This window comes from Desertivirga arenae (assembly GCF_017355785.1).
GTDB classification, from domain to species: Bacteria; Bacteroidota; Bacteroidia; order Sphingobacteriales; family Sphingobacteriaceae; genus Desertivirga; species Desertivirga arenae.
The window spans coordinates 106,983-129,569 of sequence record NZ_JAFEWE010000003.1 but is presented as its reverse complement, the minus strand read 5'-3'; the positions used below and the strand labels follow the sequence as shown (position 1 = coordinate 129,569).

Here is a 22,587-nt window from a genome sequence, read left to right as displayed (position 1 = left end):
ATTGCTATAAAGATTTTCATTATGTGCAATAATATGAGTTGCCGAAGGCGTATATCTGTGTAATGTGGGTACTTTTTCCCTATTGTGATTCTACCTCTTCGTTGTTAGTAGTTAAGGGGTGTAGAAAACTCTCGCAGGCTGCTGAACTATTAGACGTTGAAACATCAGAAGGATTTTATACTAAAAGATTTTAGAAATTGTTCTCCCCATATCAGAAACATTAAAAACTTTCAAAGCCGCCTGAAGGCAGCTTTGAAAGTTTAAGCAAAATAATGATCTGGACTCTTTTACACCGAAGACTAGTTTCTTGGGCCTGCTCCTGCCAATACCAACGAAGGTACTTGGTCGACCGCAATTACTGCAGCACTATAGGAGTAAATTGAAGCGGGAGTCCAAGTTGATGTCGAAGTTGTAATTTTGTTGGAGCCGGAGCTTACAAACTTATTTGTACTCAAGTTGCTAATATAGCCAGGTTTCGCACCAACGTCAGTTCTGATAGGGGTAGATACACCTTCGAAATAGTTTTTTTCTACTGCAACAGTTGCTCCCATGGATGAAAGAACTCCATATCCGCTCACGTTTTTCATATAGTTATTGAAAACATGTACGTAGCCAAATCGTACTCTCGGATTTCTTTCAGAAACATTATATATATAATTTTTGTACAATGTAACCCTGTTGCGTCCAACGTCTCCAGTATTTGAGTCATCGGCACCAATTAAAACAGGCTTGTTACTATCATGAAGTTTATTCCATGAGATAGTGATATAATCAGATTGTCTTGAAATATCGATTAAACCGTCATAATACTCCCAGTCGGAATGGGTTCTGTCAGCATAAAGATCACAATGGTCAACCCAAACGTGATTGCCATTTTTAATATTAATGCAGTCATCATCATTTCTGTTTACTACGTATCTTATGGTTAGATTTTGAAAGATGATATTAGAAACATCATAAACTCTAAATCCGAAACCTTCGCAGGTACCCCCGTTTACGCCAATAATAGTTTTATTAGACTTCACATACAAGCTCCCAGTTCCAGTGATTTTTCCTGCCACTTTTATAATAAGTGTAGCGGAAGATTCTGCTGCGCTTTTTAATGCAGAGAATGAGGTAACTGTAATAGTTGAACCTCCCTGTCCACCAGTAGTTTTACCACCAACATTAGCATATCCAATTAAATTTGATAACGATAATGCATCTGGGGTTGACGGGGTCTGGGTTGTTGGAGCAGCTGTCGTTAACGACCCACTTGTTGTTAGGAAAGTGTATTTCTTTCCGTTCGTGGTTGGATTTGAATTGTCAGAAGCTGAGAAGTATAGATCTGTTCCCCAATGACTAAATCTACCCTTTCCTGAGGTTCTAATGTCTGTGTGTGGAGTGTGTGCTGGCCCTATTTCAACACCATTTTCAAAAATCCTTACAGTGGAAGCAGTAGCGTTAGTGCCGGAATCTCCGGTTACCCCAAATGCAACACTTCTAATTCTCCAGGCATAGCCTCCGTCAGAAGTTGCTTTAGTAGCGTCAATAGGTTGCGGAACTGTAGTAGTTGCAGAAGTTGCCGCGATTGTTTGCGCTGATATAGGTTCTGTTTCTGAAGTATAAACCTGTTCATCCTTTTTACACTGACTGAACAATAAAGCTGCAGCTATTAGAACTGTCATTGACCCCTTACTCTTTAAATTACTCATATTTTTCATACTGTTTAAAAAAAATTACACTCCTTCTAACGGGGTAATCTTTAGTTAGGATACGCACCTGCACAGTATGAAAATCAGTTTTTTTTTTTAAGATCGTGCTATTAGGACTTTCGGTTTTTTTAGTTGTTTCTTGTGTTAATAAACCTTGATTGTTGCTCTTTAAATTAGGTGTTACCTTTTTTAACTATAGTGACATAATTAGTTCTTCGAACGTTGAACGTCTAAACAGATAATTAAGGTTTATGCAAGCACAAATTGCGCTATTTTCTTTATTTTTTTTTCAGAAAAACAAAACAGCGAAATTTCTTCTCGCATTAGCTAGTACGTGTTGCACACTATTTTGGTAGAAAGTCACGCGGTTGTCATTATTATTTCATGTATATGTCATCATTTTTACTAAGATTTCTTAAAAAGTGCTTTTTGTCTAAAAAACCTCTTTTTTTTCTTTGAAAATCGATAATTCTTTTGTATGAAAATCTGGGGAAAAAATCAACATTGTGCTGAATTAATGACCAGGATAGTCAGAAAAACTGCTTTTACTCGGTCTTTGCAAGTTCTAAATCCTTTTCTTGAGCGTAGTAATAGTCATTAAACCAAGTAATGAAGGCTTTTATTCCTTGTTTAATGGATGTCTTCGCTTCATAACCGAACGTTGCTTCCAAATTCCTGATGTCTGCCCAGGTTGACGAAACATCACCTTTCTGCATAGGGAGATAATTCTTCTTCGCCTTTCGACCTGTTGCATCTTCTAATTCTGTGATAAAATCAAGGAGCTTTACAGGTTCACCTCTACCAATATTTAATAGTTGGTAAGGCGCGGGTGAGGAAGCAGGGTCAGGGTGGTAACCATCCCATTCTATAGTAGCTTTTGCAGGGCTATCCACAACCTTCACAATTCCTTCTATTATATCATCTATATAAGTAAAATCACGACTAAGTTCTCCGTTGTTAAATACGTCAATTGCTTTACCTTCCAGAATCGCTTTAGTGAATAAGTAGAGGGCCATGTCTGGCCTTCCCCACGGGCCGTAGACTGTGAAAAAACGAAGGCCAGTAGTAGGTATGTTAAACAGATTACTATATGCGTGTGCCATTAGCTCATTACTTTTTTTAGAAGCTGCATAAAGAGATACCGGATGATCTACGTTGTGAGTAACAGAAAATGGCATTCTTTTATTCAATCCGTAAACACTTGAAGAACTTGCATATAATAAGTTCTTAATGCTATGGATTCGGCAGTTTTCAAGTATATTAAGGAAGCCGCTGATATTAGAGTCGATGTAAGCCTGAGGGTTTTTAAGGCTATAGCGAACTCCGGCTTGAGCAGCTAAATTGATCACAACGTCAAATCCATGTTTATTAAACAGTTCATTTAATCCTTCCTTGTCATTTAGGTCAAGTTTGTAGAATTTGTAACCCGGATATTTTGTGCTTTGTACCGCTTGCCCATAGAGTATTCTTATTTTTTTAATTCCCGAATTTGCAAGTCGGGAGTACTTCAAGTTTACGTCGTAGTAGTCGTTGATATTATCGATACCGACTACCTCATCGCCACGGTCCAATAAACGCAGTGCTAGGTGATAGCCGATGAATCCTGCTGTCCCTGTAATTAGAATTTTCATAGCTTCTATAGATATATTACTAAAATTGAATTGGCTAGTTCGTGGTTAAAGATCAAGGATAGCAGGAGAACATATTAATTCTCCTCTATCCTTTCTTGACCTTTTGGATGAAGGACCTTCTTCATGGAAAAGTATGGCATCGCCCTGGTTTCCTTCCAGGGCAGATGCCTCTACCTACACCTATGAAGGAGATGCTCCTTAAATTCTTGTTGAATGATTCTTATTGAAAATGTTTCCTTTTATTTAGATACCGGAGAATCGTAACTATTCTTGTGATGTAAGCTTAGCGGGCCTTAGCACCCACTCTGCAACTATGCTAGTTGTTTTAATAAGAGGTCTTCAGTTTTGTAATCTTGAATCAGGTTCAACCAGTCTAACATTACTTTTTCTTCAGCAAAATTGGTGCTTATGAACTTGCGGCCATTGTTGCCAAGGACAAAGCGTCGGGCTGGTGGCATTTGCATCACCTCAAGCATTTTCGCTGCAAGGTCCTCTGGGTCTGATGGTAGTGATAAGAAGCCACATTCAGCTTCTGTCAAAAGCTCATTATTTCCATCTATATTAGTAGCTACTATTGGTTTACCATAGGCCATAGCTTCCAGAATTCCGTTTGGCATTCCTTCAGAATATGAGGATAAAACAAAAGCATCGCCAGTTTTGAGATAATCAGTTGCATTGGGTCTAAATCCAAGCAATCGGACGTTATTTTCGATTCCCAGCTCCTCGATCATCTTAAATGGCCATTCCTGGTCGTCATATCTCCCGAGAATATCTACCCTAAAATTGTGATCCTTCAGACGGGATACAGCTTTAAATAGAGTTGGGTAGTCCTTGTTGTATTTAAAATGACCGATACAAATCCAAACAAAAGTTTTATCGTGGTTTTCCGCTTCGGGTGAATTCCATTCAGGAATAGTTATTCCGTTGTATATCACTATCCCGGGCTTATTTACCAGTCTTTTGTTTTCGAAATTAAATTTTGATGCCTTGGAATTGTATACTATAATATCATCAAGAACGGAGGTGAGTTTAAATGGAATATACCACTTAGGTTTAATTACGGAAATACGAATAGTAGAAACAAGTTTAAATCCCAGGAATAGTTTAAGGATCCTCGCAAAGATAATCGCAATAAACATGAATGCAACTACAATCTCCGCCCGAAACAATCTTACAGCCTTATAAAGCATTCTAACATTCGATGTAAAACGCCCCGGCCAATTGTCCAAAAGGAGCACTTTTATTCCTTCTTCCTCCAGCTTTAAATGTTGAAATTGATGAATAGGTTTAAGTGAAATTATCATTACATTAAACTGCTTGCTATTTAAGAATCTCGCAACTTTTATAAGCTGCGTTTCTGCACCACCTTTCGTTAGGCTTGGTGTTATAAATAGAACTCGAGATTTCATAAGTTGATAGATTTAGACAAACTGGTTATTGTTAGCTGCGCTCTGTATAAAGTTTGCATCTAAAGAGCCCTCCTTCTGCTGTTTAAGCCATTGTGAAAGAACCAGTAGTTTCCATATCTGGGGATATCGGTTCCACTTTCCCGTCATATGCTCCTTAATAATTTCTTCTGTTCTTTGTATATTAATGCCTGGTATATTTTGTAGTTCCTTATTAGACAGGTTATCAAGCACGTACTCTTTTAGCTCGTTTCTAAACCACTCTTTAAAAGGCATAGTGAAGCCAGCTTTTGGCCTATCAAATATTTTCGCTGGCACGTGTTGGTATAGAAGGTCTTTGAGAATTCGTTTCTGGACTTTTCCATTGTATTTATATTCAAGAGGCAAGCTTCTTGCGAATTCGATAACCCGGTAATCCATTAATGGAGAACGTGATTCTAAAGAAAATGCCATCGAGGCTCTATCCACCTTAGTGTTTATATCGCCGTTTAGGTAAGTTTTAATGTCAAAGTCAGCCAGGTTCTCTACAAGGGGTTTCGATTTATTCATGAGAAGTGTGGTAAACGGAGAGTTCAAACCCGCTTCCTGAAACTTTACCCACGAATTTTCCATTCCGCCAAACATCTTTTTGTAAAGCGTATTTAAGTCTTTCACTGATATACCCATCCCAACAAGTTTATGGACATAGTTAGGTGACATCCGGGCGGTCGATCCAATAAGATGCCTAACAACAAGAGGTAAAGTGAAAATCGGACTTACCATCTTAAACCATTTATATCGTGAATATCCTATAAATCCCTCATCGCCTGCATCTCCACTTAAAGCGACTGTTACTCGTTGACGAGTGTACTTGCTCAATAGCAATGAGGGAATAGCACTTGAGTCGGCAAATGGCTCATCATAGTATTGTCCAAAATTTTTTATCAGATTAATGCCTTCGTTATAGTTGCAATCAATTGTATTATGTTGTGTTCCTAAATGGTCTGCTACTTGCTTTGCATAAGGGCTCTCATCAAAACCTTGCTCATGAAACTTAATTGAAAAAGTCTGAAGATTACTGGTATTCTTAGTAGCCAGAGCTGTTATAAGAGAAGAATCTACTCCACCTGAAAGAAAAACTCCGAGAGGGACATCTGCAAACATCCGGATTTTTACCGCGTCAAGAAGTAACTCCGACAGTTCTTCCTTCGCCTGATTATAAGTGCCACTAAACCGCGAAGAGGGACTCTGTTCCAAATCCCAGTATTTTTGCATCAGAAATTCCCCCGTCTGTAAATTATAGGTAAAGGAATGAGCTGCAGGTAATTTTTTTACTTCCTTCCAAATTGATCTTGGCTCTGGTATATAACCCCAAATATAGTACTCATTGATAGCCTGGGTATCTACGGTTAAATTTCGGGCGATCTTAATTTGTGAGGGCTGGCTCGCAAACTCAAAATCTACTCCATTATGATAATAGTATAAGGGCTTTTTACCAAAGCGATCCCTTGCTCCAAACAGAGTTTTTGTTTTCGAATTGTAAATTACAAAGGCAAACATTCCGTTGAAATGATGCAGGCATTCGGGTCCAAACGCCAGATATGCAGCACAAATCACTTCGGTATCTGATGTTGTTTGGAATTTATAGCCTTTGTTCGCAAGTGTGTTTCTGATATCTTGATAATTATAGATTTCACCGTTGAAGACAATAGATAAATGTTCAAAAATAAAGGGTTGATTGGATCGGTAGTCCAGGTCAATAATGGCGAGGCGATTATGCCCAAGGATAATATCTTCAGTATGGTGTATACCGGAGTAATCAGGTCCGCGAAAGTTGATTCGGGCCATTTTTTCTTTTAATATCTCCAACGTATGAATGGTAGTTGAGCCGTAGATTCCGCACATAGGATTTATAGGTAGGTGAATTTTATAGTAGAACTAATAAGTTGAAACGGGTGGAAAATCAATCGCGCCATTCAGCGGCGATTTTTGGGCTTAACGGAAGGCCGTTTAAGGCGGTGGGTACAAGACTTTCGTACATCTTGACGACTTTATGTACACCGAATTTTGCACTAACATCTGCTTTAATTGATTGAATATCCCAATCATTTTCAATGGCAAGTATGATCTTTTTCTTAAAACCCTCTAAGTCGTTTTGACTAACGACATAGCCGTTAAAACCATGTTCTATCATAGCAGAGATTCCACTAACTTTAAAACTGACAACTGGTACGCCAACAGAAAGAGCTTCTAGTACAACATTAGGAAATCCTTCTGAAAATGAAGGTAGAACTAAGACATCATGTTCAGAGATCACTTGCTGTACATTCTTTATCATTCCCAGTAACGTTATCCGATCTTCAAGATTTAGTTCTTTTATCTTTTTTTGCAAAGAGTCTTTCAGAGGCCCATCTCCAGCAATACTCAGGGTATATTCTTCTGGTAAATTCTTTATTATATCGATCAGGCGGAAAAGTCCTTTTTCGGTAGATAGCCGCCCCACTGCTATTAGTTTTCGTCCATTTAAACCTCCACTTGATCTCCTGATAGGTGTTGCAAGTACCGGATTTGGAATAATGGTCAGTTTCTTCGAAGGGATCCTGTATTTCCGGGAAAGGGACCGTTTGATTTCTTCGGATTGACATATTCCCCACCCTATTCTTTTATAAGCCAGAGAAAGGAATTTATCCCAGAAAAAGTCTTTAAAGGATCCTTGCTTTGCATGTTCTTCGGGAACGTTAGCCTCTCTTCCTATTAATAAAGGTATAGGGGCAAATACCGAAACCATAGCCATTAAAATATTTAAATGTGAGCCGTTTGAAAATATGGCGGAAGGTCTCTCTTCTTTAATTAACTTACATAATTTGAAAAACGCCTTCGAAGCCCTTTGAGATTTAAGATAGATAATCGAAACATCCTTTAAATTAGTAGAGAAGAAAGGGCGAGAAGCGTCAAGAAGTACTAAACTTACTTCAAATTTAGATTTGTCGAAGTATTGCGAAAGAATCCAGTATACTCTTTCTGCACCGCCTGCCCTTGCATGGCTCATCATGAACCAAACTTTGCATTTCATAGATATAATAATAATTATGGTGTTTGGAGAGATAAATTGGTTAGTCCCCTTAATTGAGTATGTTTTTTATCAATGTTACAAATGCCTCGCCGTCTGCTACGGTTTTTCGATAAAGTTCTTGCCCATTTTGGGCTATTTTTTTTATGTCTTTATAGTGATCAAGAGAATATTCCACTAATGGTTGGAGGTCATTTAATTTCCATGATACGGGCAAATAAGTTTCGTTCTCTTTATATACATTTGGATAGGTTATTAAATGGTCCATTCTTGGTTTAATTAATAGCGAACCCGAAATGAAACTTTCGAAATCCCGATAGCAAATCTCTCCCCAACCAAATGGACTTATGCAGATTTTCGATTGTCGTAACTCTTTCAGATAGCGTTTTTTACTTACCGGAAGCCCAGTCAACTTATTTCTCTCTATAGAATTAATTAGTTCCATAACGAAAGTGCGTTGCCTGGCTATTTCGCTGCCATTGCTTTTAGGGATAGAGCCACGAAAAGTCAGGTCAAACGTTCTATCAATATCAACTGGATGATATTTATTAGGGTAAATTGAATAGCTTAGGTAATTACTTAATCTATTCATTTTATAGCCGAAATATCTATAATCCTTCAATCCGATATTCCATCCGAGCTTTATCTTATATAATTGAAGCGGATGACATGGATCGAAAGTGTTTTCTTTATCAGAAGCACTAGTTTCAATCCAGGTTCTCAATTTCTCAGGTTTGCAGTAGATATTCAGATCTTTGTGAAGTTGCTTTTTCACAAAAGCATCCACGAGGTGTATGATCGGAAAATCGGAAGAGCCAGTCGAATCTGCTGTATCAAACCAAATCAATTTGCCAACGTACCTTTTCATTTCGGTTAAGTAATTCATCAAGGACGCTTCGTTCTGGGAACTACGGAAAGCGATATTTTGCCAACCTTTATCGAAGTAACGGGAATGAATAAAAAGATAATCTATATTTTTAAGCTCCTTTTTAGTATGATCATAGCAAAAGCGGACATCAATACCATGGTCTTTTAATTTTTTTTTCCAACGATATAATGGGTGGCTATCTGACTTGTATTTATAGTCAGGCCAATCTAAAAAGTAAAGTTTTTTCATCGTCTAATGCTATCGGACGAACATGATCTTTTTTATTGTCATTAATATGATCGTGAAATCTATCCACAGATTGTTCTTTTCGATGTAGCTTAAGTTTTTTAATAGCTTGGCCGGGATAATTTCTTTTATATAAAAGCTTTCTGGATCTGAGGATTTAGCAAGAAGATCACTTTCATTTCTGAATTCAATGGAAGCCCAATCCGTTAATCCAGGTTTTACCATGAGCACCCTTTGTTGTTCATCGTTGTAAAGATTAACATACTTCCTAACCTCTGGTCTGGGACCGACAATGCTCATCTCCCCCTTAAGAATATTAAATAATTGAGGTAATTCGTCAATCTTGTACTTCCGTAACCAGTATCCCGCTTTAGTGATTCTGTTGTCGCGGCTTCCGATTGTGATTTGAATCTTATCAGAGTTGTTAACCCGCATGGTACGGAATTTAAGAAGCTTAAAATCATTTCCATGTTGGCCAACCCGCGTCTGCTTAAAAATCACTGGCCCTTTTGAATCAGCAATAATTATGATTGCTATAACAATTAAAATTGGTGAAAGAAGCAGGAGAGCAAAGCCTGATGCTATTAGATCAAATACTCTTTTCATAGTTTTTTGTCAGATAAGCAGGGTTTGAGATTTTTTCCATCTCGAATTCCCTTTCTACTTCCTCAATTACGGTGTTGATAATAAAATTAATTTCTTCTCCTTTTAGTTGAGGGTAGATAGGAAGGGAAATTTCACAAGAGTATTGGAGATAGGCATTGGGACAATCCTCCATCAAATAACCCAGACTTTTAAATATGGATAACATTGGCAGGGGTATAAAGTGAACATTGACCACTATTCCTTTATCCATTATTCGTTGAATAATACTGTCTCTCTGCTGTTCGCTCACATTTATTATTCTTAATGGGAAAATGTGGTAGGAACTTTCTCTTTTTTTGTCCGAAAGTATTGGTTGAATATACCAGTCCCTGTTTTTGAATGCATCGTTGTATCTATGCGCAATGATTTTTCGTAGCTCAAAAAGAAAGTTTTCGTATTGCCTGATTTGTGCTAGACCTATTGCCGCACAGATATCGGGCATATTAATTTTTAAACCAGCGTACAAAACATCATACCGCCAACCGCCACCATTATTCTTAGTAAAAGCATCTTTGTTTTGACCGTTTAATGAAAAAACTTTTAAAAAGCGATATTCTTCTTCGATATTAAAATGACAAGGGAGATTTAAGCAAACGCATCCGCCTTCTGCTGTTGTAAGGTTTTTGACAGCGTGAAAAGAGAAGATACTAATATCTGACTGCAAAGAGGCTGGTAATCCATCTACCTTAGCCCCAATAGAATGTGCAGCATCAGCAATTAATAAGATTCGTCCTAAACGCCACTGTTTCTCTGTTTCTGGATTAAATAGTTTCTTGACTTCCGGTGATTGTATGATAGACCTTAAAGCCCCATAGTTGCATGGTAAGCCGGCTATATCTACTGCAATGATTGCTTTCGTACGGGGAGTTATAGCTTTTTTTACTTCCTCAGGATCGATAGTTAAGTCATCAAGGATGTCAACAATTACCGGCTTTGCACCGCAATGAATTACACTTAGTGCAGTGGCGCAGTATGTATAAGCTGGCAAAATTACTTCATCGCCTTCTTTCAATCCGAACCATTTCAGCGTTAAACAAGCACCTGAAGACCACGAATTTACACAAACTGCCGCTTGTGTTTTTGTTAGTTTGGTCATCTCCAGCTCAAGCTGTTTCACTTTAGGTCCTGTTGTAATCCAATTTGATTGCAACGTGTCTACAACTTCATCTATAACATGTTTGTCAATAAACGGGGGAGAAAAGGGAATCTTCATCATTTTAGTCTTTTTATAGGTATATATCACTCGTGTTCCTTGTTTAGATCCACGGATTATCAATATGCCCTCGTTAGAAAATCGTTAATTATTATCAGGTCTTTCAGACCAGAGCCTCATTGCTCTGAATTTTTGATAGGTGCAAAACGCTGAAGTATAAGAAAAGAATAGGTCCACTTCCTGCGAGAAGGGATTCGTTATGAAAACATGAATTTACAGATATGGCCATTAGCGAAAAGCAAAGAGCTGCCAACAAAGCGTTGTCTGGATCTTTTAAGCCTTTTATCACCTTAATAAATATCTTAAAAACGTTCTGATAGATGAGGAATAACAACAGACTTCCAATTACAATTCCTAAATATGTAATAAACATTAAATAGCCGTTATGGGAAGTGACCAGCCCAGTCTCTCCTATCCGAAATGCCGGGTTATGTATAGCTACCTGGTTCCAGGTTTTGCCAGAGAAAGCAATTCCTAAAGGGTAGTCTTCTATTATTTTCAAATTTTCTATCGTTAGAGACGAACGGTTTTCGTTTATCTTGTTACTATTCTTGGCTAGAATATTCTGTTGTCTACCAGTTGACAGTGCTGCAATTTCAGATTTTAATACAACAGCAATGCACAGTAGCGAGCCAATTATTAAAACAGTTTTGAACCGGAAGTAGAGTAACCAGAATAGCCCCACAGCTAAAGCAAATACTAGAAATGCCGATCTATTCATCCCTAGAAGAAGAAGTGTTAACGCCGAGGTAAAAACTATTGCCTGAAATAGTATTGCCCTTTTATATACAGCAGATGCTACTACCGCAAAAGTTGTTAAAGCTGCAATTTGAAATCCAAATGAAAATATCCAGGGTGTTATGCCTGACGGTGATTGTTGTACGGGTTCTCCAACAAGAAGGGAACGAAGGACAATGATCTTTGCTGGTTCGACATGGTTTGCCACCATTATTAATGCGGATAAGACTAGTAGCGCAAAGAAAATCCGTATTGATAATTTCAATCTCTCTTTACTCTCTCCAATGAAGTAGTTAAAATATAGCGAGCAAGAAACGGTGATTATCATGAAGACGCTAAATGCTTTTACACTTTCCAATGCAAACAAGTGTAAAAGCATTGCTGTAATGAGAAAAACAAAAGTCTCCCGTATGTATATAAACTTGTAATCCTTCTGCCGGAAAAGAAAAACCAAAGGTAAGGCAAACGCTATGGGGGAAGGAATTCTTATGAGATTAGTCATAAAGATATTGAATGTCAAAGTGTAGAGATACAGAAACATCAACAGGGGAATGAGAAATTTCTTAAACATGACTGAGGATTAAATTTGTCCACTTTTTAGAAATAGCATCAAGCGAGTTAGTTTCGTTGATCATGATGGCGTTCTGAGAAATTCTATATTTTAATATTGGGTCATTAATCAATCTCTCGATTCCTTTAAGTAGAGCCGAAGAACTTTCTGGTCTCACTAGCAGGCCATTCTTTTCATTTATTACTATTTCAGATGGTCCAAACTCGCAATTTGCAGCTACAACGGGACAACCAAAACTCATAGCTTCAACAAGCGCATTCGGATAGCCCTCGTTTCTTGACGATAGGACAAACATTTCAGCTTGTTGATAATAACTGCTGATATTATTCTTGAAGCCAATAAGCTTTATCCTACTTTCTAAGCCATACCTTCTAATCTTATCTTGTAACGCTGTTCTTTCGGGGCCATCACCTGATATTAAAAGATCCAGGTGAACCGGTTGCAACTTAAAGTAGGCATCGATTAATAAGTCAAATCCTTTTTGAGGATCAAGTCGTCCAACCCCGAGGATAAATTGCCGATCATAAATTGGAGTTTGAGAACCTGGTCCCAACCTGCCTACGGGATTATGTATGGTTTGGAAATTAGTTACTTTTTCGAAAGCTTTATACTTTTTAAAACAGTCTTCAATGCCTTTTGCGGGAATAACAATAGCTTTTGATTTTCTATATACCTGATACGAGAACCACTTAACAAATCTGTTAAATTGATGGATAGTATAATCGGGAGTTATTCGTTCAGACACAAAATAGGGAACATTCACTAGCCAACAGGTAAGCCCGGTCCACAAGTTTGCTGTAGTCATAAAAGATATTGCACATTTTGGATTCTCTTTTATAAGGGTAAGGATTAGTCTTGTAAGCGTTAGGATTGCATACAAGCAACGAAAGAATATTTTTGTATCAAACTTCCTCTCAACCAACTGAACTACTTTCACATTCTCAGATATTCTGTATGCATGTTCAGTTTTTATCAAGCAAATTATAGTAACCTGAAATGTGCCTTTACTTAAGCAATTGCAAAGGGTACTCACTACACGCTCTGCCCCACCCCCTCGTAGTGAGCTAACCACGAATACTAGCTTCGTTTTCATAACAAGGTGTTATTGGGATTTTAGATTAAACTCGATATTGTCGCTAGGGCCTTTCTGACCTTTGAGTCCTTTAATTCAAATACAAAAAATTCACGTAAGTATTTCCTTAGAAGTTGCTTTTTCTGCTGGCTGTCGTATGGAAAATGGTTCACAAGAATATTAAAGTCGTTAAGAAGTTTCCTTTTCCTGGCTTTAGGATTAACCATACTATAAATTCCTCCAAGATGAAGTCTGTAACAGCTTGTTATTTCCGGAATAACATAGATCTTACCCCCCGTATGCCCGGTCATATAAAGCTTGATTAATACATCGGTACCGTAAGACTTATAATACCAGTCATTCTCCAACATCTGCCTAAAAATAGTAGTATTTCTAATCACCGCGGAGCTAATGCGGGTTTCTTCTCTCTTCCCTTCCAGGAGGTCCTGATAATTGTATTCAAACGGTCGGTTTCCTGATGGTTCATATACGAGATTGTCATCATCATCGATTACCCGGGAATAGGTGCAGCAAATAACGACATCAGTGTTACTTTCAAGAAAGTCTACCTGTTTTTGAAGCTTATCTGGATCTGTCCAAAAGTCATCCCCATCGCACATTGCAATGTATTTGCCTTTTAGAGCTTTTAGTACCCGTACCTGATTATTTACGGCCCCAACATTTTTATTTGAAGTGATTAGTTTGATCTTGTCAGGGTATTTTTCACAGTAAGACTGGATGATCTGCCTCGTATTATCGGTGGAACAGTCCTCTCCTATTACAACCTCATAGTTGAACGTTGTTTTTTGCTCAACCAAGCTTTCGATGCATTCGGCGATATATTTTTCATGATTATAAGTAATGCAACAGACACTAAGGGTGATCTGATTTTGATCGTCTTTCATAGGTTTTACAGTATTGTTATGGAATTATCGAAAGGGTTTGAACTTATACTCTAAAGTCGCGAAGCAGGTCATCAATTTGTTTTTCAATCATAATCTGCTCTTGTTGTTCTGCGGAGAATACCTTTGGCTCGCTGTAGTTCTGAACGCGCAGTATAATGCGGCAGATCATGTCAAGATCTACAGTGGTTAAAGTATGATACAATGGCAAGCAGAGGATCCTATTTACAATACTATCGCAAACAGGCATTTCTGTTTTATCAAGAAAAGGTAAGCTTGCCAGGGAAGGATAGAAATACCTTCTGCAAAATACTTTCTCATTCTTTAGTTCATTCATGCAATTAAGCATCAGCTCTTCACTCTCAAAAACAACAGGGAAATAAGCGTAATTATATATTTGGTTAGCTTCCAGTTGCTGGAATGAGCATTTAACGTTAGCTAGTCTTTTAAGATAATATTCGTAGAGAAGTTTTCTCTTTGCAAGGATCTCATCAGCATGATTAAGATTGCATAGTCCCATGGCAGCATGGAGTTCGCAATTCTTGCCATTGATTCCTACTTCAACAAATTCTTCTGGTCCGTGGTGGCCGAAGTTCCTCATGTACACCATCCTTTTTAAAAGGTCTGGGTTCTGGGTAAAAACGGCGCCTCCTTCAATTGTATGGAACAGTTTTGTTGCGTGGAAACTGGTTGTGCTTATGTCGCCGTACTCATAGACTGACCGGCCTTTATATTTTGTGCCAAAGCAATGGGCAGCATCATAAATCACCTTTAATCCATACTTGTTTGCTATCCTTTGTATCGCTTCAACTTTACATGGATTCCCAAAAACATGTGTAGCCAGAATAGCTGATGTTTTTGGAGTAATAGCCTCTTCTATTTTTAATGGGTCTATGTTAAAAGTGTCTGCTTCGATATCAACAAAAACTGGTTCGCATCCTTCCCAAACGATACTGCTTGTTGTAGCAATGAATGAAAAGGGAGTAGTAATGATTTCGCCTTTAAGACCAAGAGCTTTAATTGCTATCTGTAATGCAATCGTTCCATTTGAGACGTAAAGCATATGATTAACATTCAGATACTCCTTAAGTCGTATTTCAAGTTCGTTTACCAATGGTCCATTATTAGTTAGCCATTGACGTTCCCAAATACTAGCGATATACTCATCAAATTCCTTTAGGTCAGGAAGGTAGGGTTTTGTTACAGGGATCATTTTCGTAGGATTAGATGCTTTAGATTGGTTATTGCTGTTAGTTTTAGCAGGTAACTTGCGCCCAGGTAGGCTGCAAAATATATGAATGAGCTAATTATTATTCTTGCAAGATCTACTACCTGATAGTAGCTCAGGTAAAAATCGAACAAATAGCAGATGTACCCGGCAATTGAGGCAAGGAGTAGTGATGGGTAAACATCTGCCACTTGTTCTTTCACAGGATAATTAATAATCTTACCACTGTAAAAGGAGTTTATAAGGTAGCTTACGAAACTGAATGCAAGCTGAAAATACAGTAAACCCAAAACTCCATAAGGGATTACGCATATAATTCCGACTATGCTTATTACTTTTTTTACTAATTCCAATTGAAGTAAAAGATCACTACGGCCTTTTACCTTTAATATATTTAGATTGTATGAGTGAAGTGGATAAGATATGCCGGCCAGGCAGAGTATCTGAAAATACGGAACGGCTGTAAGCCATTTTTCCGTTAAAAGAAACCTGAATAAGGGCTCTGCAATCACAGATAGACAAATCAAGATTGGTGTGTTGCAAAATATTATCTGTTGAAGCAATTGGCGATAAACCTCTTTCAATTTTGAACTGTCGTCTGAAATCTTGGCCAGAACCGGATAAGTGACTTTATTGATGGCAATGGATATATTGCTAATAGGGAGTTGACTTATGGTGTCTGCCCTGGAATAAAAACCCAATTGAGATGCCGGATAGTTCTTTCCGATAATAACAACATAAATATTTTGATAGAGCGTTTCTAGTAGACCGGAAATAGTCATTTTATAACCGAAAAAGAAGTGTCTTTTAAAGCTGTTACGGTCGAATAAAAAGCTGGGCCTCCAATCGGAGTAGATCCAATGCAACAGGGTTGAGCAAAACGAGTTTAAGAGATACATGGCCACCAGGCTCCACACTCCTAGTCCCATTTTTGCCATTACTATTCCTGAAATTCCACCGACAATTGAAGATGGTACTTTGATAGCCGTTTGTGCCTTGAAGTTCATTTCTTTAGTCAATCGCGTACTTTGGATGGAAAAGAATGCGTTGATTATAAAGGATATACTATAAACCCGGATAATATTGGTTAATAAAGACTGTTTATAAAAGCCGGATATCAAAGGTGCAGCTATATATATAATCGAATAAATGAGGACGCTTCCAATAAGATTGAAGAAAAAAATTGTCGAATAGTCCCTTTGGTTTGCGTCGTTTGTCCTGATTAGGGAAGATGTTAGTCCGCTGTCCATCAGAGAGTTTCCAATGGAAATAAAAATGGAAAGCATTGCAATCAGACCAAATTGTTCTGGAAGCAGTAATCTTGCCAGAATAATGGATATAACGAAGCCAACTATTTTACTGCCGAACTGCTCGGCCAAAGACCATGATATGCCTGATACCGTTTTCTCTCTTAAACTCATGATCTAGTGTTAAAAGGATACTGATTAAGAATCAGTAGGTTACAGGTGTAAGATTTGCAAGATCTACCCTCGTAACTACAGCGAAGTCAAGTTTATCAAATACCATCAGGACATTTTTGCCATTTATCTTTAGAACGGCTCCTTCCTGCTTGCTCATGATACCGCTTTTGATCATCACACGATCTCCCACGGATAAGTTCGATAGACTTATCACTTCAATATCGTTTTGGGTGTCCACCAAATGTTTAATATTCTCCATTTCTGACTCTCGTAATACAGCGGGTTTTCCCATGTAGTAAATGAAGTTAAGTACGCCAATTGTCTGCCGCACTGTTAATTCTTCTTTGGGATCAACTTTCACAAAGACATAGGAGTTAAAAAGCGGGAGTTCAACCACTTTTTTTCGGTCAGCCCATTGGCTTTCAACTCTTCGAACCGGGCAGAACGACTCAACTCCCTGTTCTTTTAAAAGATGATCGATCTTTTTTTCCCAGCGTGGTCGCGTATAAACAGCTAACCATTTTTTTTCGGGCTTCTTAAAGGTCCTTGTTTCCATAGGTAGATTTCAATATTGTCTTTGAGTCTTGATACAGCTTCGCCAACTCACTTACATGATCAAATTTTTTCTTTTAGAGGCTTTTTGGAGCTCCCTTAATTAGAAGGGTTCTTATGGGTAATCATGATTGGAGGCGGAATACAGCTTCGCCAACTCACTTACATGACTATTTTTACTTATGAGCTTGGTTCAACTCAATTTCTTTCTGCTTGTCTTCCCACCTTCTTGTCCTGCGCTGGAAGAGATACTATCCAGGCTAATTTCAGGCAATAGTTTCTAAGGATACAGTTCTTGCTTGTTGATCAATACTGTATCAAGGTTTGGTTTGGAGGGCAGCCCAACGCTGCCCCCTCACCATTCTAACACAACTTTGTACTTAATTATCCCTTAGGTAGATGCAGGGCCTATTGCGATTTATATTTGGTTATTATGTTCCATATTTTGAGTTACCATACGCATAAGTTCTGTTGTTCACCTTAGCGTCGTTAAATACAATCATAGGGTTGTTAAAGCGCTTTTGTTCGTAAATGTCTTCCAACACCTTTAACTGTAACTTATTTGTGTAGTTGTACCGTATAAGGTAGATGCTTGAATCAGCATAAGGCGCAATACTAAAGGCATCGGATACCTGACCAACGGGAGACGTGTCAATAAGGATATAATCAAACTTTTGTCGCAAGCTGTCAAAAAGCTTTTCCATCTTGTGACTTAACAATAGTTCTGAAGGATCCTCAGGCGGCAGTCCACAGCCAATCACCCAGACATTAGGCAGTATGTGTGAGGGTCTTACTATCTCATCGACAGACATTGTACTTGAAACTAAATATTCAGCTATGCCTTTTTGCTGTTTAATCTTCAAATTATTGAGAAGGTCAGGTTTCCGCAAGTCAAATTCAAGTAAGACAACTTTCTTGTCTGTTAATGAAAGGGTGGCTCCAAGGTTGATGCTGAAGAAGGTTTTTCCTTCGCCTTGTATACCGGAAGTAATTAACAGTACCTGATTTTTACCATCAGTGGTCATAAATCTCAGGTTATTACGTATGTAACGGAATAGTTCGGATATAGTAGTTCTGCTGCCGCGTTGGACAACAAGAGGCTCCTTTTGAGGTTGATGAGACAATTCTCCAAGGATTTTTGCGCCAGGTATTAACTCCACTTCATTCATATCCTTTACTTTAAAATTCAGCTTGTTTTTTGCGTAGATTCCTGAGGCAGGGATGATTAATCCTATCAGGAAAGCTGCAAGGTAGATTAGCTGACGCTTAGGAGATACAGGCATGCTTCCGAATGAAGGTTTGTCAACTACTTGGGAGGTAGGTATTGTAGCAGAGATGGATAAAGCTGCTTCTTCCCTTTTCTGAAGCAAATATTGATAAAGGGTTTGTTTAACTGATTCTTCCCGGCTACGCTCAAGCAATCCCCGTTCTATAGCTGGTACAGATCTGATCCTTGAATCCAGGTCATCATACTTCGAAGCAAAGTTTTCTCGCTGTACCAATAAACCTCGTTTTACGTTCTTTAAACTTTCCTTTAAGCTGATCTTTATTTTTTCCAGCTGTTCTGAAATATTTAACACAAGGGGGTTTTGAGCATTTGCTGTGTGCAATAATTGCTGACGCTGCAGTTGAAGTTCGTTGTAGCGGTTTGTTAAAGATAAGAGAGTTGCGTCCTGAAGTCCAAGAGTGCTGGGTACGAGTCCATTCCCGTCATCATTTTTATTTAAATAGTTTTCTAGGGAGCTTACAATATTTAGTTGGATGTCTGCGGCTGCAAGCTGCTGATCATAAGTTCCCGAATGCTGCAGGCTTTGTTCAGCGTCTGCAGAGATGTTTGTTACCTTGTTTTGCTGCTTATAGTTTTCAACGTCTTTTTCAACTTGCGCAAGGTCTCCTGTAAGATATCTTAAGCGATTATCTATAAATTTTATAGTACTTCTTGCAATGATGTTTTTCTGATTGACATCGCGGAGGTTGTACATGGCAATTAAGGTGTTCAGAAAATCCACTCCTCGCTGAGGTACTGCGTCTTCCAGGCTTAATACAATCGTATTTGCATCTTTTACTACAGGCATGATGATAAGTCTGGATAGGTTATAAGACTCTGTTAGTTGTTTCTGATTGTTAAACTGGAAGAACACTTCAGCGGCAGCAGTCTTAAAATCGGGCCCTTTTCCTACACTTATGGTGTACTCGGGTCTGCGTATTTTTTGATTAAAATTATATCTGGTTCTATTTTCACCGTCATTAAATATAAAAGTCTCTTTATCAATAACCTCTATTGAAAGTTTTTTTAAATAAGCAGCTTGTTCCAACTTGTGAATATTTACCCGAACAGGTAATTTTTTTCCATATAGTTCCTTTTTAACAAATACGTTTTGCACCTTATAAGTTACCTGTAAGTCTAAAGACTTTATTACTTTGGCTAAAAGGTCTTTAGATCGTAATACTTCAATTTCATTATCTACTGTTTTTGCCATCCGAAACATATCGAGATCGCTGAACGGAGTACCTTGCAGTACTTGATTTCCCTTCTCTTTATTGTCTTCAATAAGCAGGGTACTTGTGATTTTATAAATTGGTGTAGCAAATTTTAAATAGAAGAAGGCGGATGTGAGGCTTATCGCGATGGCCAGTACGAATAGGTACCACCGGTTAACATAGGTCATGATCTCTTTCATATGGTAGAATATTAGGTAGATAGGTGTATTTTCCTTGTATTGGTTAATTACGTATGAAAGCTGTGGTAATGACAGCTACTGCCGAGATAGTTGCTATTACCAGTGGCCTGAAGGTATTGCTCCTGCTATACTCCAATGCTTTTGCTTTATCTGGCTCTACATATACCACATCATTTTGCTGTAGATAAAAGTAAGGAGATGTAAGTGTTTCTTTTTTATTCAGGTTAAGACGGGCCATTGTTCTTTTATCTCCCATCTCCCTAATCACTAATACATTATTCCGCTTGCCATAAGCTGTCATATCACCAGCCATTCCGAGTGCTTCTAGAAGGGTTATTTTATCGCTGTTAACCTGTAGAGTTGAAGGATGGTTCACCTCGCCAATTACAGTAACTTTAAAGTTTAGGAATTGAACGTTTACGATAGGTTTCTTTACGTAGTTACCCAGTTGAGCTGTTAATGCTTTTTGAGCCTGGTCTATAGTCAATCCCTCTAATTTAACATTTCCAACTACCGGGAAGTTTATCTCTCCATTTTTATTTACGCGATAGCCCTCTTTTTCATAGTTTCCTTTCCTTGATTCTGTTACGTTTGCAGTAAATAAAACATTAGACTCTAAACTGGATGAAGTAACCGAGATATTTAGTAGATCACTTTTCTGAATTTTAGGTTCAAGTTCTGCAACTACTACTTCATTTCCTTCTGACTTTTGATTAAGATCGCTGAAGTAAACCAAGTTCCTGGAAGCCGAACATCCGGTAAGGCATAGTGCCAGGAAAAGATAAAAGTTTTTCATAGGTAGTATTTTATAGGTAGTACTTTGCTTTCTATTGACGATTCAAATCTAGATAGTAAACGAGAAAAAAAACACACTTTTCCCGGAATGTAAATCAAGTTGTATAGGCTGTACAATTAACGATACAATGCATTTTTTCCCCTCTTTTGTGATAAAATTTGATTAGTGTATTTTTTAATCACTTGTTGGAAGTTCAAAAATTATTAGACTGCTATAGCCATTGTGAAGCTTCTTTACAGCCGCTAATTTTTCCCTTTTAATGGTAATAACATTTATCATTTTGTAGGAATTACCCTTATCCGTTATAATTTGTGCAGGATTTGATTAAGCCCTTTTTTGCTTTTGTGAAGTAAATGTGATGAGTTTGATTTGAACGATATTTATGGTGGTGTTCCGGTTCTCCTTAAGTTGATCACTTCTGATAATACAAAGACAGCCCTACTGGTAAGCAGGGCTGTGGAGGTATTTTCCGGAATGTTTTCTATCTGTTTCTGATTAACAAATAGAAAATTAGTGAAAGTGTAAAGTTAATTCATGGACTTTGTTTAAACCTTAATAATTAAATGCAGCAACACTTTGTGTGCCGTGACGCAGATAATCATTATGCTTTTCAAGTAAGTTGATGTATTTGTCTTTCCAGTACTGCACAGAATCTTCAGCAAAATCAGACATACGCGAGTCATTAAAGTACTTTACCTGGCCGAGCCTATGGTGTTTAGTGAAAAGTTCAGGGAATTCAACAGAAAAATCATGACTGAGCACGTCTCCGATCTTACAAATAATTTCAAAGTTTAAATTTTCCTGCGAAAACCAATTGTAAATAGATCGTCTGCTCACGTTCAGACGCCTTGAAAGTTCGCTGATACTGATGTTATCACGACGAACCACTAGTTCTACAGTTTCTCCGTAATGCATATTAATAATTTTTATAAAATAGCCAATATTGAATTTACAGTTAATCTCTTACTGGTTTAAACAGCTACAGGGCAATAAGCTGCTTAAATAATCTATTCTATGGTTACATAAATTTGGTGATTAGTTAATTGTCTAAGTTAATGAGCTGGGTAAGCTAATAATAAACTTTAGTTGTATTAGCATCACTAAAGCTCAAGCGGTCTTTTGTCAGGTAGAGGTAACCTTTCAAACCATTGTATCCTCGATACCTGGTCAAGATGGAGTTAGTAATTTCATGTTCCATAAGTGTTAAGTAGATGTATAAGTTTGTAATGTAAATATAATTAACTCTAATGATACAAATCAAACTTATTAAAAATTCGTAAAAAATGTGAAGTATTTTTCGCAAAAATTTCACAGAATTAAAAAAAGTACGGGTGATCTGAGAAAAATTGATAACATATTGAAGTACAGAGATTATTGAGAGGATTGCGGTCAGTAGCATTAAAAGGAGGATCTTCATAAGAAACAGAGGATGTAACCAACAGTTAAAAACTTTGTAGATTTTGACAGGGAAGATATCTTCATTCAATATACCTTCTCAAATAGTAGTTTTTAAAGATCTGCAGTGCCGCTTTCTTCAGAATCCTCCATTTCGATTTATTACCGGCCTCTAATACCAAATTTCTCCTATGGATTAATTTCTTTAACAGTCTAAATTGATCTGCAGGAAAGAAGGCAAGAAATGAATTTTTTTTAGTAAAGAACTATGGTATAAACAATAGCAATTAGTGTTTTATCATAGTAATTCTTTTAAAATAAATGGTGTATAATAATTTCTCTCCCTTTATTACACTAAAAGCTGTCCTCTCCTCTTCATTTATTAAGCCTTTTTCTATAATTTGCACTAGTTTCATTACTGGTTTGATACCTCAGCAGGAAGCCGCATAGTAGAAATGCAACGTACAATACACACAGAT

18 protein-coding genes are annotated in these 22,587 nt (G+C 37.7%); all 18 read right to left on the bottom strand.

Going from position 1 to position 22,587, the window contains the following annotated elements:
* Window positions 1-299 precede the first annotated feature (299 nt).
* The 18 genes from J4N24_RS07500 to J4N24_RS25700 all read right to left on the bottom strand — a co-directional run bounded on the left by J4N24_RS07500 (window position 300) and on the right by J4N24_RS25700 (window position 21,911).
* Entirely contained in the window at window positions 300-1,667 is a 1,368-nt protein-coding gene (locus J4N24_RS07500; RefSeq protein ID WP_242691557.1) for a pectate lyase family protein, read from the bottom strand.
* Between the two features lie 572 nt (window positions 1,668-2,239).
* Complete coding sequence (locus J4N24_RS07495; RefSeq protein ID WP_207533054.1) at window positions 2,240-3,325, bottom strand: NAD-dependent epimerase; 1,086 nt, start codon at window positions 3,323-3,325, stop codon at window positions 2,240-2,242.
* 311 nt (window positions 3,326-3,636) lie between these two features.
* On the bottom strand, window positions 3,637-4,734 hold the full coding sequence (locus tag J4N24_RS07490; protein ID WP_207533053.1) for a glycosyltransferase: 1,098 nt from the start codon (window positions 4,732-4,734) through the stop codon (window positions 3,637-3,639).
* 12 nt (window positions 4,735-4,746) lie between these two features.
* The gene (gene asnB / locus J4N24_RS07485) at window positions 4,747-6,615 is read right to left on the bottom strand and encodes an asparagine synthase (glutamine-hydrolyzing) (RefSeq protein ID WP_207533052.1); all 1,869 of its coding nucleotides are present in this window, start codon (window positions 6,613-6,615) and stop codon (window positions 4,747-4,749) included.
* 58 nt (window positions 6,616-6,673) lie between these two features.
* Window positions 6,674-7,783, bottom strand: a complete 1,110-nt coding sequence (locus J4N24_RS07480) for a glycosyltransferase (protein ID WP_207533051.1) — start codon at window positions 7,781-7,783, stop codon at window positions 6,674-6,676.
* Between the two features lie 49 nt (window positions 7,784-7,832).
* Complete coding sequence (locus tag J4N24_RS07475) at window positions 7,833-8,897, bottom strand: glycosyltransferase family 1 protein (protein ID WP_207533050.1); 1,065 nt, start codon at window positions 8,895-8,897, stop codon at window positions 7,833-7,835.
* Between the two features lie 9 nt (window positions 8,898-8,906).
* Window positions 8,907-9,500, bottom strand: a complete 594-nt coding sequence (locus tag J4N24_RS07470) for a sugar transferase (RefSeq protein WP_207533049.1) — start codon at window positions 9,498-9,500, stop codon at window positions 8,907-8,909.
* Window positions 9,484-10,755, bottom strand: coding sequence for a DegT/DnrJ/EryC1/StrS family aminotransferase (locus tag J4N24_RS07465; RefSeq protein WP_242691556.1), 1,272 nt, complete (start codon window positions 10,753-10,755; stop codon window positions 9,484-9,486). Before J4N24_RS07465 ends, J4N24_RS07470 begins: the two co-directional genes overlap by 17 nt.
* Window positions 10,756-10,855: 100 nt before the next feature.
* The gene (locus J4N24_RS07460; RefSeq protein WP_207533048.1) at window positions 10,856-11,848 is read right to left on the bottom strand and encodes an O-antigen ligase family protein; all 993 of its coding nucleotides are present in this window, start codon (window positions 11,846-11,848) and stop codon (window positions 10,856-10,858) included.
* Window positions 11,849-12,053: 205 nt separating this feature from the next.
* Window positions 12,054-13,154 (bottom strand): glycosyltransferase, encoded by a 1,101-nt coding sequence (locus tag J4N24_RS07455; RefSeq protein WP_207533047.1) that lies wholly within the window; start codon window positions 13,152-13,154, stop codon window positions 12,054-12,056.
* Between the two features lie 20 nt (window positions 13,155-13,174).
* Complete coding sequence (locus tag J4N24_RS07450) at window positions 13,175-14,038, bottom strand: glycosyltransferase family 2 protein (protein ID WP_207533046.1); 864 nt, start codon at window positions 14,036-14,038, stop codon at window positions 13,175-13,177.
* Between the two features lie 43 nt (window positions 14,039-14,081).
* On the bottom strand, window positions 14,082-15,248 hold the full coding sequence (locus tag J4N24_RS07445) for a DegT/DnrJ/EryC1/StrS family aminotransferase (RefSeq protein ID WP_207533045.1): 1,167 nt from the start codon (window positions 15,246-15,248) through the stop codon (window positions 14,082-14,084).
* On the bottom strand, window positions 15,245-16,684 hold the full coding sequence (locus J4N24_RS07440) for a lipopolysaccharide biosynthesis protein (RefSeq protein WP_207533044.1): 1,440 nt from the start codon (window positions 16,682-16,684) through the stop codon (window positions 15,245-15,247). Before J4N24_RS07440 ends, J4N24_RS07445 begins: the two co-directional genes overlap by 4 nt.
* A gap of 31 nt (window positions 16,685-16,715) precedes the next feature.
* Complete coding sequence (locus tag J4N24_RS07435) at window positions 16,716-17,240, bottom strand: UpxY family transcription antiterminator (RefSeq protein WP_207533043.1); 525 nt, start codon at window positions 17,238-17,240, stop codon at window positions 16,716-16,718.
* A gap of 427 nt (window positions 17,241-17,667) precedes the next feature.
* Window positions 17,668-19,917, bottom strand: coding sequence for a GumC family protein (locus J4N24_RS07430; protein ID WP_207533042.1), 2,250 nt, complete (start codon window positions 19,915-19,917; stop codon window positions 17,668-17,670).
* 43 nt (window positions 19,918-19,960) lie between these two features.
* Window positions 19,961-20,713 carry a polysaccharide biosynthesis/export family protein gene (locus J4N24_RS07425; protein ID WP_207533041.1) on the bottom strand — a complete coding sequence of 251 codons (753 nt, stop codon included), beginning with the start codon at window positions 20,711-20,713 and terminating at the stop codon, window positions 19,961-19,963.
* Between the two features lie 552 nt (window positions 20,714-21,265).
* On the bottom strand, window positions 21,266-21,628 hold the full coding sequence (locus J4N24_RS07420; RefSeq protein WP_242691555.1) for an HTH domain-containing protein: 363 nt from the start codon (window positions 21,626-21,628) through the stop codon (window positions 21,266-21,268).
* A 154-nt stretch (window positions 21,629-21,782) separates the two neighbouring features.
* The gene (locus J4N24_RS25700) at window positions 21,783-21,911 is read right to left on the bottom strand and encodes a hypothetical protein (RefSeq protein ID WP_256439361.1); all 129 of its coding nucleotides are present in this window, start codon (window positions 21,909-21,911) and stop codon (window positions 21,783-21,785) included.
* Window positions 21,912-22,587: the final 676 nt, after the last annotated feature.